Here is a 14687-nt window from a genome sequence, read left to right as displayed (position 1 = left end):
TAATCTCCTTTTAAATATTATCATAATCTAGATTTTAAAAACCAAAATATTTTGTTTTTTCTCCGCACTTAAAATCTTTATCATATATAATAAAAGAAACAATTAAAATTGTGTGAAAAGATATCTTAAGAAAGGATGACAAAATGTTAAATCAGTTGTTATTAGCCGAACCTTCACCGGGGTGAATTAATCCGAACAATACTCCCCATAATAATATTATTGCAACATATAGTGGTTGAGTCCATATGTACGCGGTATTTATTACCACGGGGATGATTTTAGCGGTTTTTGCTAGTTATATTCGCTTGAAGACCAAGAATGTTCCTGTTGAACCCTTAATTTGAGCAGTGTTTATTATTATTCCCTTTTCGTTATTTGGTGCTAGTTTTTTTGGAAAATATAACGAAGATCCTAGTCAACCCTTAATTGGTTATGATGGGGGGGCACCCTTTTGATCATTATTTGCGTTTTGAAAAGCGGGAATGAGTATTCATGGTGGGGTGTTATTTGGGGTTGTTGTCGGAATTATTGTCTTTGCCTTTGTTGCGCGAAAATCACGGGTTTCAATGTGAGTATATATTGACTGTATTGTGCCTAATATCTTGTTAGGACAGGTATTAGGAAGATGAGGAAACTTTTTTAACCATGAATTATTAGGAAATCCTGTTTCTTATGAATCATTAAAATGACTACCAGCTTTTATTCGAGATAATTGTTTCCAATGGGTAGGTGATCATCCTGAGTTAATTCCTGGTACTGGGAACATTCAGTGAAGAGTCCCAATTTTTTTATATGAATCATTCTGAAACTTTATTTTATGAGTAATCTTAACTTTTGTGGTTCCTAATTTTAGCAAAGTTTTAGGACCAAAACCATGAAAAAAAGATCCTCAAAAATATCCGTTTGATTTTAAATATAGTGTTCGTCATTTCTTTAACCGTAAAATTGAAGAACCTGATAAAATGACTTGAAAAGAAGTGTGGTATAAAGCTTTTTACTATAATAACCCTACCCAAAAACAATTAGAACAAATTAAACCAAAAAAATTCAAAGAAACATCTTCTCCAACCATTAACCGCTTAAAAAAAATGGTGGGTAAATGATGCGAAAGAACTAACCCGTTTAAATAACCCGGAAGGTTATTGAATTATCCGTTCGGGAGTCCAAGCTGGTTTATATTTCTTTGGTTGAAACTTAATTCGCTTTGTTCTAGAAACGCAGCGTGAAAATGGGGCAGATTTATTTGTTATGAATAACCGGCCATTAGATTATGCGATGTTATGAATGATTGCCATTTTTGGTTTACTAATGGAGGCTTATGCCCAATGATTTGCTCCGCTTAAATTGCGGAAAAATGGTCATTTATATGAAAAAGAATATGTTGATTATACTAACTTGGCAAACTGAAAATTAGAATATTATCTACAATACCAAATTAACTATAATCAAATTTCCCAACAACAAGAATTAGAAACCTTAATTAAAACAAAAGTAATGACATATTTAGGATATGAAAACAAAAGTTTTGAGGAATACTTTAGTTTAACTGATTTTAAAGTTTTTAGTCACCATGATCACATTACCAGTTTTACGTTTAAGATTATGACCCGCAACCAACCATCAAGTATTTTTAGTGATGAAATTAGTTGTGAAGTAGCATTAGAATAATTATTAATAAATCGAAGGAGAAATTAATTATGAATCGCAAATATGAAAAATTATTTAGTCCCTTTACGTTTCCAAGTCAGGTTACCATTAAAAATCGGATTGTAATGTCCCAAATGACTACTTTTTCTGGTTTTGAAAACGGAAAATATACCTTAGATGAATTAAATTATTACCAAACGCAAATTAAGGAAGTCGGAATGGTAATCGCTGGATATACTTATGTTAACCGGAATGGGAAAGCTTTTATTGGACAACCAGCGATTGATGATGATAAGTAGATTTCTAATTTAAAAAAATTAGCTGATTTAATTCACGAGAAACAAGGAGTTGCCATTATGCAACTTCACCACGGGGGAAGTCACCACGAAACCTTATTATTACCAGAACCATTATTCACAAGTGCTGTTATTTCATTAGGAGAATGGGCAATTACACCCCACGCCATGACATCCGAAGAAATTTTAGATACGATTAAAGATTTTGGCGCCGCGACATTACGTGCCATTAAAGCTGGCTAGCTATGATGGGGTCGAAATTCATGGGCCCAATACCTATTTATTACAACAGTTTTTTTACCCCCATGCTAACCAACGGAAACATGAATGAGGGGAGCTCTTAAAAAACGGATGAAATTTCCTTTAGCAGTTGTTGAAAAGGTGTTAGCTGGTGTTAAAGAACATAGTACCAAATCATTTATTGTTGGGTATCGGATTTTTCCCGAATAAATTGAAAACCCCGTCATTACTTTAGAAGACACTTGCGCTTTAATGGATCACTTAGTTAAATATCCGTTAGATTATATTCACATTTCGAATTCTTGAGTATGGCGAAAAAGCTTGCGAAATAAAGAAAATCCAATGCTAGTTATTAATAAAATTATCAACAGATTTCACGATAAAATTTTGTTAATTGCGGTGGTGGTGGGTTAAAACTCCGGATGATACCTTAAAAGTACTTGATAGTAACATTTCACTAGTGGCAATTGGGCGGGAATTAATTGCAGAACCCCAATGAGTTCACAAAGTTGAAAGCGGCAATGAGTTAGCAATTCGTACTAGCATCAAATTATTAGATTTAGCAGAATTACAAATTCCCCAACCATTATTAGATTTATTTATCGAAGATAATAAAAATTGAAAAATGAATATTGAATATTAATATTATTTATAAAAATTATAAATAAATTTTAAGAAAAATAAAATAAAAGTGCTATAAAAGTGCTATAATTGTGGCAGATAGAAAGAGAGGCCAGATAAAATGTTGACAAAAGAAATTCAAAAAGATCTGCAAGAATATTTAGATGAACATGCGAAGATGCAATTTATTTGTTATAACTTAAGTACTAACGCTGAGCGCTTAGGTTATCCCGGGTTTGCTCACTATTATCAAGTTCAAGCGCAAGATGAAGTTTTACATCAACGTCGTATTATGAACTTTATAATGGATCGCGATGGTACTTTTGAAATGACAAAAGTAGAACCTGTCTTTAAAGAATTAAAATCAATTAAAGAAGTTGTGGAAGAATATGCTCATCATCGTAAGTACTTTGCGGAAATTACTAATCATTTTGCGGCAAGATCGCGCGAACTAGGTGATTTAGTTACTAATAAATTCTATGATTGATTTATCATTGATTTTTATGAAGAACTAGCTGAAGTTAAAGATATCTTAGATTGAATTAACATGTCAAATGGTGATTATTATAAACTAGATCGTAAAATGGGAAAACGTGAAGAACCAGATACGAAAACAGTAATTGATCCATTTAGTCCACATAATTAAAAAAACTGAGCAATCAGTTTTTTTAATTAGGGAATAAATAATAATTCAGAAAAATTAAAACCATTTATTTTTTTTAAATTATTAGGGTATAATTTTAAAATAAAAAGGATATTTAAAAGGGGCATTTATGGAAACTAAAAATTTAGAACAATCAAAAAGTCATATGTTTGCAGCAAGTATTTTTGGTGTTACTTCGGCAATTTTTTTATTCACTAACACCTTTATTTGTGTTCTTTTTTTGCGGGAGATAATTCAACTAAAATTACTTACCCAATATTTTTAGCAACGATTCAAGAACTAATGTCCTTTCTGTTAGTAGCATTAGCAACTGGATTTTTAGAATGAAAAAACCTGGCGCATAATAATCATAAATTTAAAAATTTAACTTATACCTTAATTCTTCCTTTTGGTTATATGTGCGGGGTTGGGTTATACACTTCCATTAAAAAGTTAATTTTAAAATTAAAACATTTACGAGTATGAATTATGGCGGGCGTTGGTTTACTAGCTGGACCAATTTCAATGGCACTATTGATGATTTCGGCGTTATTTTTAAATGATGGAACCCTTGGAAACTTTATTTTAAACACCGCTCCAATTTATTGTATGATTATTAGCCGGGTTGTTTTAAAAGAAAAAATTAACCGTTTTGGGTTGGTGGGGATTTTAATAACAACATTATTTACCTTTGGAATGTTGTTTAACTACTTTTTCATTAAAGAACAAATTAATTGAAAATTAATTGCCGGAGTTTTATTATCATTTATCGCAGCGTTGTGTTATGCTTTTGAAGGAACTATTAGTGATTATTTTCTCCATAGTAATAAAATTCAACTATCTAACTATGAAGTGGTATTGGTAAAATCATTTATTAGTTTTTGAACAATGTTAATTATTGCCTTACCAATTGCCTCCGCAATTGATAACCAGCCAAGCTACCAAGGATGAGTAGTGTTTAAATCTAGTTTTGATTTATATGGGTGACAAGCAATTTTAGTGTATGTGTCAGGAATTGTAATGGGAACCGGTCGTTTAATGTACTTTGAAACTGTTAAATTATCAAACGGAACGTATGCCTTAGCAACCCAGTTAACAATGTTAATTTGAACACCAGTTTTGCAAATCTTAGGAAATACCTTTATTAGTGAAATTAATGTTGATAAATTACAATGATATTATTGAGTATGATCAGTTTTCATTTTACTAGGATTAGTTATTATTACCTTTAATGAAAATTTAAATAGTTATTATAACCGTTGGAAACTAAAGCGTTCAGCACAGCGAACGATTACCATTTCCCCAGAACCTGCAAAAAATCCTAACAAAACAATTGATAATTAAAATTACTTAATTTTTACAAAGTGCTTGGTGCACTTTTTTATTATTTTGTTTTACCTTTTCTTTTTTAAATAAAATAGTAAAATATATATTGGTAGTTAAATACTATCTTATTCCACTTATTAAAAATAAAATATTTCTTTTCTTAATTAATATTAAGAAAGGAGCTATAATGCCAGTTTATGGATGAGTAATATTATTAGGCGCTTGTGCCTTAATATTTTATTTAATTGGATATTTAGTTGAAAAGTATCTACATTTTAAATTAATTAAAAATACTGAGAAAAAAATTAAAGAAGCAGAACTAACTGCAAAAAAAATTATTAATGCGGCGAAAGCAGATGCAAAAGTTGAAGCTGCTCAAATTAGACAAGATGTTCGCGAAGAAGTCGCACAAAAACGAGCAGAAATTTTAGAAAATGAAAATTTTTTTAAAGAACGTGAAAAAAATATTATTATAAGAGAAGAAGTATTGACGCAAAAAGAACAGGAGTTATTTTATAAAAGAGAGGAATTACAAAAGTTATTAGCTAAATATGACGGTTTAATCAATAATACAATCCAGCAATTAGAACAAATTGCAGGGTTTTCGCAAGATCAAGCGAAAGATATTTTATTTAAAGAAATTAATGTTAAATATCAAAAACAAATTGGGGAATTTTTAAAAAATGCCGAAGTAAACGTCCGGTTAAAAGCAAAAGAAACGGCTGTTAATATTATTACTCAGGCTATTGAACGATATTCAGCGGATGTGGTTGTTGAAAAAACAACCGTGGTTATTAATTTAGCTGATGATAATATGAAGGGAAGAATTATTGGAAAAAATGGAAGAAATATTAAAACTTTTGAAACAACCGCGGGTGTTGATTTAATTATTGATGATACTCCTAATATTATTCAGGTTTCTTCTTTCAATCCCATTCGGCGTGAAATTGCTAAAAAAGCTTTGGAACGATTAATTACGGATGGTCGAATTCAACCGAATAAAATTGAAGAAGCAATTCGCTTAGAAAAAACTGATCTTGATACAACAATTTTACAAACTGGAAAAGATACCATTTTAGAACTAGGAATTTATAATATTGATTTAGAACTAATTCGTTATATTGGAATGCTAAAATACCGCACTAGTTATGGCCAAAATGTTTTAATGCATTCGATTGAAGTTGCTAAGTTAGCCGGTATTATGGCAAGTGAATTAGGACTTGATCCGGAAATTGCGATTCGGGCAGGATTATTACATGATATTGGGAAAGCAGTTGATTTTGAAAATGAAGGTAGCCATGTAACCTTAGGGGTCCAGTTAGCAACTAAATATAAAGAAAGTCGAATTGTTATTAATGCTATTCATTCGCACCATGGGGAAGTTCCAATGGATAATCCGTACTCACCATTAGTAGCCGCTGCTGATACTTTATCAGCTGCTCGCCCTGGTGGTCGCAATAATAATGTTGAAAATTATATTAGTCGGATGAAAGAGTTGGAGCAAATGTGTATGGAAGTCCGGGGGGTGGCCAAAGCTTATGCCTTACAAGCAGGTCGCCAAATTCGGGTAATTGTTAATCCCGAACGGACAACTGATATTCAGGCCCAAAAAATAGCCTTTGATATTCGCGAAAAAATTAGTCATAATAAAATCGTTCCCGGTGATATTGTTATTACGGTAATTCGGGAATTACGCTTTATTGAAACCGTAATTTAGAGAAAATTATTAAATTGAATAATAATTTTTTCTTTTATTTTGAATAAATAAATTAAAAAAATAATCTGATTAAATTTTTGGGTAGATTATTTTTTATTCTTATCTCCACTTTTAAAATCTTTTTAAAGATATTTTAAATTCCATTGTTTTATGTATAATTATAAAGAGTTTGATTACATTAAAAATACTAGAGGAGTTGAAAACATGATTGGTGACTTTTTAGCTGGAAAACTGAAGAAATCAATTGAAAAAAACTTAAAAAAATCAACATTAACAGAAGAAACTGTTAAAGAAACTTTACGTGAAATTCGTTTAGCATTATTAGAAGCGGATGTTAATAATGAAGTTGTTAAAGATTTTATTAAAAATGTTGAACAAAAAGCTAAAGGTGAATATATTAGTGAAGGCTTAAATGCTTCCCAAATGATGATTAAAATTGTGCATGAAGAGTTAATTAATATTTTTGGGAAAACTGCTAAAGAAATTTCCTTAACTTCCAAACCAACCATTATTATGATAGTTGGTTTACAAGGGAGTGGTAAAACAACAACAACCGGAAAAATTTCAAAATTATTAGAAAAAAAATATCATAAAAAACCATTATTAGTAGCCTGTGATATTTATCGTCCTGCCGCCATTGATCAGTTAAAAACATTAGGGAAAAATTTAAACATTGATATTTTTGAAAAAGGAACACAAAATCCTGTGTTAACTGCTCAGCAAGCAATTGAATATGCGAAAACTAATAAAAATGATGTTATTTTATTAGATACCGCAGGTCGTTTGCATATTGATGCGGAATTAATGACAGAGTTAAAAGAAATTAAAAAAGCAGTTAGTCCGGATGAAATTTTAATTGTTGTTGATGGAATGACTGGGCAAGATATTATTAATGTTGCCGAAAAATTTGACGACTTGTTAAAACTAACCGGAGTTGTTGTTACAAAAATAGATGGTGATTCCCGTGGGGGAGCAGCCTTATCAATTACCCACTTAACAAAGTTACCAATTAAATTTATTGGAACCGGCGAAGGAATGAGTAATTTGCAAATCTTTTACCCGGACCGGATGGCTGATCGGATTTTAGGAATGGGAGATGTCCAAACCTTATTTGAAAAAGCTAAAGATGTTTTAGATGAACGTGATATTAAGAAAACCATGAATCGAATGATGATGGGGCAATTTGATTTACAAGATTTATTAAACCAAATGCGCCAACTTTCTAAAATGGGAAAAATGGGGGGGATTATGAAATTAATCCCGGGAATGCCAAAAATTAGTGAAGAAAAAATTATGGAAGCTGAACGCAAATTAAAAGTTACGGAAGTTTTATTATCGTCAATGACAGTTAAAGAACGAAGAGAACCACGTTTATTAAAACATATCTCGCGAAAAACAAGAATTATTAAAGGTTCGGGACGTAGTGAAAAAGAATATAATGAATTAATTAACCAGTTTGAAAAAACTAAAAAACAAGTTGATGAAATGGCTAAACAAATTAAATCCGGGCGCATCATGCCAACAAAAGGTTTTGGTGGTTTTAATTAAAAAATTTTCTAAGGATTTAGAAAGTTTTTTTATGGAAAAATTGCTAATTTTCCAACAATTTTTAACCAAAAACTTTTATTCTGAAAATAAATCATTATAATATTATAGAACAAGATATTTTTTGGAAAGGAACTTATTAAGATTATGGATTTAAAATATAAAAGAGTTTTATTAAAGTTATCTGGTGAAGCTTTAGGAGATCATCAAGAACCATATGATCCGCAAAAACTACATGAAATTGCTAAACAAATTGTTGCTTTGCAAAAAGAAGGCTTAGAAATTGCAATTGTTGTTGGTGGGGGTAATATTTGGCGTGGTAATCGGGCTGAAACAATTAAAATGGATCCGATTAGCGCAGATTATATGGGAATGTTAGCAACGGTGATGAATGCCTTAGCATTAGAATCGGTGTTAAAATACGAAGGCAGTAACCAAGTTGTTGTTATGTCCAAAATTCAAGTTCCCGAAGTTTCTTCCCCATATTTATTTAAAAAGGCAAAATCACAATTAGAAAAAGGATTTATTGTGATTATGGCGGGGGGAACTGGCCAACCCAAATTTACAACTGATACAGCAGCCACAATTAGAGCAATTGAAATTGAAGCCGATGTTTTATTAATGGCTAAAAATGGGGTTGATGGTATTTACGATAAGGATCCAAAAACGCATAAAGATGCCATTCGTTTTGAAAATATTAGCTTAAATGAATTACAAAACAAACAATTAAAGGTAATGGATTTAACCGCTAGTAGTTTAGCAATGGAAGACCAACTTGATATTGTTGTCTTTGATATTAATGAACCAAATAATATTTATAAAGCAGCACATGGTAGTGCTCGTTCAACATTAGTTACAGGAGGAAAGTAAAGAAATGACAAACCAAATTGTGGAAACAAGCAAGTCCAAAATGGATAAAGTAATTAATAGTTTTGAAAATGAATTAATTAAAATTAGAACGGGAAGAGCTAATCCTAACATGTTAGCACATATTATGATTGATTATTACGGAACCCTAACCCCAATTCAACAAACTGCCAATATTATGGTACTTGAAGCTCGCCAATTAGTTATTAAACCATATGATAAGTCATTAGTTAGTGTGATCGTCGGGGCCATTAATAAATCAGATTTAGGGTTAGCTCCAATTGCCGAAGGAGACTTAGTTCGCTTAAACATCCCCCCGTTAACAGAAGATCGTCGGAAAGTTTTAGTGAAAGAGATGTGAAAAGAAGCTGAACATTTCAAAGTGACAATTCGTAATGAACGCCGTGATGCGAATGACTACATTAAAAAAAGTAGTGATTTATCAGAAGATGATAAAAAATACTATGAAGCAGAAATCCAAAAATTAACTGATAATTATATTAAAATAATTGATGAAAAAGGGAAAACTAAAGAAAAAGAATTAATGGAAGTATAGCAATATACTTTTCTTTATTTTTACGCGGGTAGTTTACAATAAGCTCTTTTCTTTTAACTGAAAAAATATTAAAATTAATACTAGAATAATTTATTAGAGGGAAGTACAATGAATGTTTATGGAATTTTAGGAACAATAATTGCCATTATTATTGGTTATTTATTAGGATCAATTAATTTTAGTATTTTAATTGCAAAATATTTTCATAAGGTTTATATTCAAAAAGTTAACACGGGGAATCCAGGGGCCACAAATGTTACAATTACCTTAGGGAAAAAGTGGGGATTACTAGTTGTTTTTCTTGATGGGATTAAAACTATTATTGTGATGTTCATTACTTTTGGAATTAGTTGTGTTGCAATTCCCGGAATAAGTTTTAACCTGGGTCAAACGAGTTATTATGTTCCAACGATGTTTACAATTTTGGGCCATTGTTTTCCGGTTTACCACCGTTTTAAAGGGGGCAAAGGAGTTGCTTGCTTCTTAGGATTTTTATTGATGATTAATCCGTTTTATTTTATTATTTGTGTGGGGTTATGATGAATTATCTACCCCCTAACCAAACGAGTAACTTTTTCTTCGGGACTTAGTATGCTAACAATTGCCCTAGTTTGTTGGTTACCATGAATTAGTATGATCACAACTGTTAGTGGCGACTACCATGTAATGATGACTAGCAAAGTAGTGTGGTTTAACCATTTTCATCAATATAATGACACTGGTTACTGGGATAATTTTATTTTAATTAATGTTTGTTTAGACTTGGCCGCTTTATTAATTGGGATTGTGACCTATTCAAAAAGTAAAGTAAAACAAAAACAAATGCATAATTTATTAAATATTAAATAATTATTTAATGTTTTTCTTTTGAAAAAGTACGAAGTTCCCCGAAAATATATAGTATAATTTTGATAAGTAAAATTTAGAAAAGAGGAATGATATTATTAATAAGATTCCACAACATATTGCTATTATTCTTGATGGTAATGGCCGGTGAGCCACATTACAGGGATTAAGCCGCACTAAAGGTCATGAAGAAGGCGCTCGTCGGATTAAAGATGTAGCATTAAAAGCCAATGAAATTGGGGTTAAATATTTAACAATTTATTGTTTTTCAACTGAAAATTGAAAACGAAATTTAGCGGAAGTTAATTATTTAATGGCAATGCCCAAACGGTTATTAAATCATGAGCAAGTTAAAAAATTTCACAATGAAAATATTAGATTAAATTGAATTGGAAGGCGAACAAAAGTTCCTGCCGCGACAGCTAACGCTTTTTTAAAAGCAATTAATGACAGTAAAAGTAATACGGGATTGGTGTTAACCTTTGCCTTTGATTATGGTTCCTTAGAAGAAATTACTCAGGCGGTTACTGCCATTAAAAACGATCCGAGCATTAATACCATTACTGAAAAAATTATTTTCAACCATTTATATACTAAAGATCTTCCCCCCGTTGATTTACTAATCCGTACTGGGGGCGAGCAACGGTTAAGTAATTTTTTATTACTCCAAAATTATTATGCTGAGTTTTATTTTACAAAAAAATATTGACCAGATTTTGACGGAAATGCTTTAATTGAAGCAATAATAGATTATAATAATAGAGATAGAAGATTTGGGGGAATTAAGCTTAATGAATAATATTAAACCAAAAACACCAGATAATAATCAACCACCAGCAAGTGATAATCAACCAGCGGTTGACAATAAAACACCAGCACCAAACCAGAAACACTTAATGTTTCAAAAAAAATATCGCCAACGCTATATTACTTTTGGTGTGCTATTATGTTTTTTAGTGTTATATATGTTTACCGGAGCAATTACTACCGAGTGGCGAGCAATGACCCATATTGATGTTGCTAATTCTGTTTTTATTATTTTAAATTGTTTAATTTTGTGTTTAGTTAACTATGAAATTTTAAAATTAAATGGAGGTGATAAGTGACCAATTTATACCCAAATTATTACTTACCTGTTAATTATATTCTTATATATTTTACCGGTGGAAAGGGTAAACGAAGGGTATGCGCCAATTAATTTTCCTTTTTATACTTATGCTAATTGAGGATGATTACAAAATTGATTAATTTTTGTGATTTACTTGTTTGTTTTTCTAGTTTACATGGTATTAATATTGAGGGGGAAAGATATTACCTTTGGGAAAATGTTTATTACTTTTGCCTTTAGTATTTATATGATTTTTGCTTTTAAAGCAATGACAAAATTTATGCTAAATCCTAATTTTGGATGAAGTAGTGTCTTATGACTAGCTTTAATTATTATTTTAACCGATACTTTTGCTTTTGTCGGAGGTGTTAGTTATGGGAAATATAAGTTAGCCCCAAATGTTTCACCTAATAAAACTTGAGAGGGAGCGATCACTGGGATCCTAGTGGCTAGTGCGATTGTGATTGCATATGCAATTTTAATGTTTAAATTTACTGACCAAGCGGATGGCAAATGAGTGTTTGATTTCTTTTCGAATGATAATAGTAAAAATACAATGCGCTATATTATCTATGTGTTATTAGCAATTATTTTATCAATTTTATCGCAATTAGGTGATTTGTCATTTTCATGAATTAAACGAAAATATAATATTAAAGATTTTAGTAATTTACTACCTGGGCACGGGGGTGTGCTAGATCGTCTTGATTCATTTTCACTAGTGTTTGTTGTTATGTTTATTATTAGTGCAATTTTAATGAAATAATGCGTGAAATTATTCTTTTTGGTGCTAGTGGAAATATTGGAAGTCAAACGCTAAAAATTTTAAAAAATAACCCTCAGGATTTTTCCCTGGTCGCTGTTGGGGTTGGCCACAATTTCAAGAACCTTACAGCAATAATTAAGAGTTTTCCAAGCATTAAACAAGTTTGAGTTTTACCAACCACAAAGATCAACCAGTTACAAAAACAATATCCGCAGCTTGAATTTTTGACTAATGATACTGGTTTTGATCAAATCTTAGCAAGTTATCCCCAAGCACTGGTGGTGAATGCCATTTCTGGGTTTGGTGGGTTATACCCGACATTAGCTAGTTTGCACACTAAAAACCGTCAGTTATTATTAGCTAATAAAGAATCCTTAGTTTTAGCTGGGTATTTGATTAACCAATTAATTACTAACAATAATTGTGCGCTGTACCCTGTTGATTCGGAACACTGTGCAATTTTTCAATGTCTCGAAGCAAATAATCACATTAATAAAATTCTCTTAACTGCTTCTGGGGGAATGTTTGCCCATCTTTCGTTAGCGGAATTAGCAACGATTGATGATACCTCGGCCTTTTCTCATCCCACTTGAAAAATGGGAGCCAATATTACAATTGATTCTTCGAGTATGATGAATAAAGCATTAGAAATTCTCGAAGTTTACCATTTATTTAAAACCAAGAACATTGAAGTTTTAATTCATCCTCAATCAATTGTTCATTCTGCCGTACAGTATGATGACTATTCGATTATTGCCCAACTATCAGTTCCTAATATGGAACAGGTTATTAGTTATTTTTTATATTATCCAATTCGTAAGAGTCAAGTTACTTTTCAACCCCTTGATTTTAGTAATTTAACATTAACTTTTCAACCAGCGGATGTTAACCGGTGGTTAGCAATTAAATTAGCTTACCAATGCCTAACCCATCCAAACTCCTTGGCGGTTGTCATGAATGCTGCAAATGAAGCTTTACGAGCATTATTCATTGCTAAAAAAATTCGGTTTTACGAGATTGTTCCGTATGTTGAATATTTTATGCAGCATCATCAACCCCGAAATCTCACAAATTATCAAGAAATTAAAGAATTAAATGATATTATTAAAAGGGAAGTTAATAATTTTTTTGAAAAATCTTATTAACAGAAGCGTTTAGACAAATTGGAAATGGGTGAATAAATGTCAGCAGGAATGATTATTTTAGGATTGTTTTTAGGAATCTTAATATTATTAATCTTAGTAACAATTCATGAATTTGCTCATTTTATTGTGGCAAAATTAGCCGGAGCATATGTTTATGAATTTGCAATTGGTTTTGGTCCTAAAATTATTTCATGGGGTAAGAAAAAAACTAAATATTCAATTCGAATTTTTCCCTTTGGTGGTTATGTTTATATTGCCAGTGAATTAACTGATCCTCCTAAGGAAAGAGAAGATGAAGTTGTTCCTAAAGCCCGTAAAATAGAAAATATTACACGGTGAAAGTGCTTAATTTTTATTGTTGCTGGAGCATTAATGAATTTTTTCATTGCTGTTTTTATTTTTACAACCATGTTTGCCGCAACCGGAATGAAAATCAATGACATGACTTATTGAGGCGCCCACTATGATGTTAATGAACCATTGTATAATGCATTAAGTAAAGCAGAACCTGTAGTTAGTCAGGAAATGGTTATTTTAAATTATTGGCTAGGACCAGATGAAACTAAGTTAATAGCAGCTGCTCAAGAATATAAAACTACCGGAAAAGATAGCCCCAATGTTACCCGGGTTGATATTGGAACCGTTACTAATATTCCTAATTATTACACAACGGTTTATAGTTTTTTAGATTATTTAAAAAACCAGTATGATAATAATAAAAAACATGATGATTTAATTTTACTTAATTATGTATTAGTTAATAAATATCATGAGGTTTATAAATATCAAGCAGAAGGTGGTAATTTAACAAAAGCTGTTTCCCTAAAACAAGGAAATAATACTTATGTGGTGGGAATTGCCCCACCTAATCGTATCTATCAATCAGCAGCGCAAGCCTATGGTGCTGGATGAACAGAAACCTTTAGTGAATCAGTGACTATTTTAAAATCATTTGGGTTGTTATTTACTGGTCAGTGACAGCAATTATCAGGGCCAGTGGGAATTGCAAAAACAATGTCGACAATTGTATCCCAAGGACCAGAGCCATTCTTTATGTATGTGGCGATTTTATCTGCGAACTTATTTGTTTTAAACTTAATTCCAATCCCACCGTTAGACGGTTTCAAATTTTTAGAAACAATTATTAAATCATTAGGAAATGGTTACTTCCGGATTCGACAACGAATTTTACTATTAAAATATCGCGATGATAGTGATAAAATAAAAGCAATTAAGGAAGAACCAATTGGGAATTGACAATTACCATATAAATGAAAGATAGTTATTAATGTCGCGGGGGCAGTATTATTTATTGGGTTATTTATTGGAATTACCATTAAAGATGTCTTTTTTTAAAATCTTAA

At 31.3% G+C, this 14687-nt stretch carries 15 protein-coding genes and 1 pseudogene; all 16 read left to right on the top strand.

The window, feature by feature from the left end; all coding sequences use genetic code 4:
* The first annotated feature begins 143 nt into the window (after positions 1–143).
* A complete protein-coding gene (locus P344_RS03975; protein WP_051477563.1) occupies positions 144–1130 on the top strand; it encodes a prolipoprotein diacylglyceryl transferase family protein in 987 nt (328 codons plus the stop codon).
* A gap of 118 nt (positions 1131–1248) precedes the next feature.
* Positions 1249–1668, top strand: a complete 420-nt coding sequence (locus tag P344_RS06125; RefSeq protein ID WP_051477562.1) for a hypothetical protein — start codon at positions 1249–1251, stop codon at positions 1666–1668.
* Positions 1669–1697: 29 nt separating this feature from the next.
* Positions 1698–2186, top strand: a pseudogene (locus tag P344_RS07530) (oxidoreductase).
* Positions 2167–2310 carry an oxidoreductase gene (locus tag P344_RS08120; RefSeq protein ID WP_158500474.1) on the top strand — a complete coding sequence of 48 codons (144 nt, stop codon included), beginning with the start codon at positions 2167–2169 and terminating at the stop codon, positions 2308–2310. Before P344_RS07530 ends, P344_RS08120 begins: the two are co-directional and overlap by 20 nt.
* Positions 2311–2577: 267 nt before the next feature.
* Positions 2578–2826 (top strand): hypothetical protein, encoded by a 249-nt coding sequence (locus P344_RS06110; RefSeq protein WP_025317588.1) that lies wholly within the window; start codon positions 2578–2580, stop codon positions 2824–2826.
* 99 nt (positions 2827–2925) lie between these two features.
* Positions 2926–3450: a ferritin-like domain-containing protein gene (locus P344_RS03965; protein WP_025317587.1), complete on the top strand. Its 525-nt coding sequence runs from the start codon at positions 2926–2928 to the stop codon at positions 3448–3450.
* A gap of 225 nt (positions 3451–3675) precedes the next feature.
* The gene (locus P344_RS03960; RefSeq protein ID WP_156028689.1) at positions 3676–4791 is read left to right on the top strand and encodes a hypothetical protein; all 1116 of its coding nucleotides are present in this window, start codon (positions 3676–3678) and stop codon (positions 4789–4791) included.
* A gap of 169 nt (positions 4792–4960) precedes the next feature.
* A complete protein-coding gene (rny, locus tag P344_RS03955) occupies positions 4961–6490 on the top strand; it encodes a ribonuclease Y (protein ID WP_025317585.1) in 1530 nt (509 codons plus the stop codon).
* A gap of 204 nt (positions 6491–6694) precedes the next feature.
* The gene (gene ffh, locus P344_RS03950; protein ID WP_025317584.1) at positions 6695–8038 is read left to right on the top strand and encodes a signal recognition particle protein; all 1344 of its coding nucleotides are present in this window, start codon (positions 6695–6697) and stop codon (positions 8036–8038) included.
* A gap of 144 nt (positions 8039–8182) precedes the next feature.
* A complete protein-coding gene (gene pyrH / locus P344_RS03945) occupies positions 8183–8905 on the top strand; it encodes a UMP kinase (RefSeq protein WP_025317583.1) in 723 nt (240 codons plus the stop codon).
* Between the two features lie 4 nt (positions 8906–8909).
* A complete protein-coding gene (gene frr, locus P344_RS03940) occupies positions 8910–9458 on the top strand; it encodes a ribosome recycling factor (protein ID WP_025317582.1) in 549 nt (182 codons plus the stop codon).
* 108 nt (positions 9459–9566) lie between these two features.
* Entirely contained in the window at positions 9567–10307 is a 741-nt protein-coding gene (locus tag P344_RS03935; RefSeq protein WP_025317581.1) for a glycerol-3-phosphate acyltransferase, read from the top strand.
* Between the two features lie 73 nt (positions 10308–10380).
* Positions 10381–11103 carry a polyprenyl diphosphate synthase gene (uppS, locus tag P344_RS03930; protein ID WP_047797227.1) on the top strand — a complete coding sequence of 241 codons (723 nt, stop codon included), beginning with the start codon at positions 10381–10383 and terminating at the stop codon, positions 11101–11103.
* Positions 11096–12178 (top strand): phosphatidate cytidylyltransferase, encoded by a 1083-nt coding sequence (locus P344_RS03925; RefSeq protein WP_025317579.1) that lies wholly within the window; start codon positions 11096–11098, stop codon positions 12176–12178. Before uppS ends, P344_RS03925 begins: the two co-directional genes overlap by 8 nt.
* Positions 12178–13323 carry a 1-deoxy-D-xylulose-5-phosphate reductoisomerase gene (gene dxr, locus P344_RS03920; protein ID WP_025317578.1) on the top strand — a complete coding sequence of 382 codons (1146 nt, stop codon included), beginning with the start codon at positions 12178–12180 and terminating at the stop codon, positions 13321–13323. The genes P344_RS03925 and dxr overlap by 1 nt, the downstream gene beginning before the upstream one ends.
* Positions 13324–13359: 36 nt before the next feature.
* The gene (locus tag P344_RS03915; RefSeq protein WP_025317577.1) at positions 13360–14679 is read left to right on the top strand and encodes a site-2 protease family protein; all 1320 of its coding nucleotides are present in this window, start codon (positions 13360–13362) and stop codon (positions 14677–14679) included.
* The last annotated feature ends 8 nt before the right edge of the window (positions 14680–14687 follow it).

The organism is Spiroplasma mirum ATCC 29335 (assembly GCF_000565195.1).
Taxonomy (GTDB): Bacteria; Bacillota_I; Bacilli_A; order Mycoplasmatales; family Mycoplasmataceae; genus Spiroplasma; species Spiroplasma mirum.
Note: the sequence above shows the minus strand (reverse complement) of the source record. Positions and strands in the feature narration are given on the sequence as shown.